Annotated in this window: 1 protein-coding gene; it reads right to left on the bottom strand. The window is 43.6% G+C overall.

The genetic code is table 11. The features are described 5' to 3' along the window. Positions 1-118: 118 nt before the first annotated feature. A partial coding sequence (locus TW85_RS25155; RefSeq protein ID WP_046019886.1) for an AAA family ATPase occupies positions 119-932 on the bottom strand: 814 nt, incomplete at its 5' end.

Below are 932 nucleotides of genomic sequence, written 5' to 3'. Positions count from 1 at the left end.
AACCGTACCAACACACTCAATGGACAACACGGTTACATTTTTATCGAATAGATAATCAAGGATGAAATAAACTTTATGATGCGCTTCTAAAATAAGCCGATTTTGCATATTCATCAGACTACACCTCCATAATTAAATCTGCGTTTATGTGAGACATACCAAGGTCAGCCGCTTCATTAAGCGCGGCTGTAATGACGTTATGAACAGCTAAAGGATATAGAGCCGAATAGTTTCCGTTACCTGACAGCTTTGCCCTTAAAGCGCCTATTGCACCTGCGTCTAGAACCTTATTTAACGGCACATTAGCAATATTGAATCGGTGCTCTAAGTAGCTCTCTAGCTCATCACCAAGGGGGCGTAAATGAACCAGTTCGCAACGCTGAACCACTTCTCTAACAGACGGGTTACGTTCATCAAGTTTTTGCCCTAATTCAGTCTGACCGATCAGGACGATTCCGAGCAGTTTTGAAAAGCCGTCTTCTAGTTCAAAGAAGCGTTTTAAGTGTTTTAAAGTAGGGATAGGTAACCCGTGTGCTTCCTCAATAACAAGCAAGTGACGGTTCCCCGCGCGGTGGCTTTCAGTAAGCGCTTCGTGCACTTGCTTAAAGCGCGCTTCAGCAGAACGTTTAACATGAACATGCGGTGCAACTTTAGCCATAATGGCATCAGCTATATGTGAGCTTTTAAGCGTTTTACCTTTGATGTCATTGTCTTCCATACCAAGTACGTAAGGCTCAATAGTAATGATAGGCTGACGCTCCTTATTGATCCATTCGTTAAGGTCACGTCTCAAGGTGGATTTACCCGCACCAGACTCACCAACAACCGCTAAAAAACCACTATATTTTGCGACCGCTCTCATTGATTCCCTTACGTAACGAGCATCGGCGGTTAAATACATTTCCTCTTGTGAGCGAACCTCTTCAAATGGA

It is taken from the genome of Marinomonas sp. S3726, assembly GCF_000967665.1.
GTDB lineage: Bacteria > Pseudomonadota > Gammaproteobacteria > Pseudomonadales > Marinomonadaceae > Marinomonas.
The sequence above is the reverse complement of the archived record's forward strand: the minus strand, read 5'-3'. Positions and strand labels throughout refer to the sequence as shown.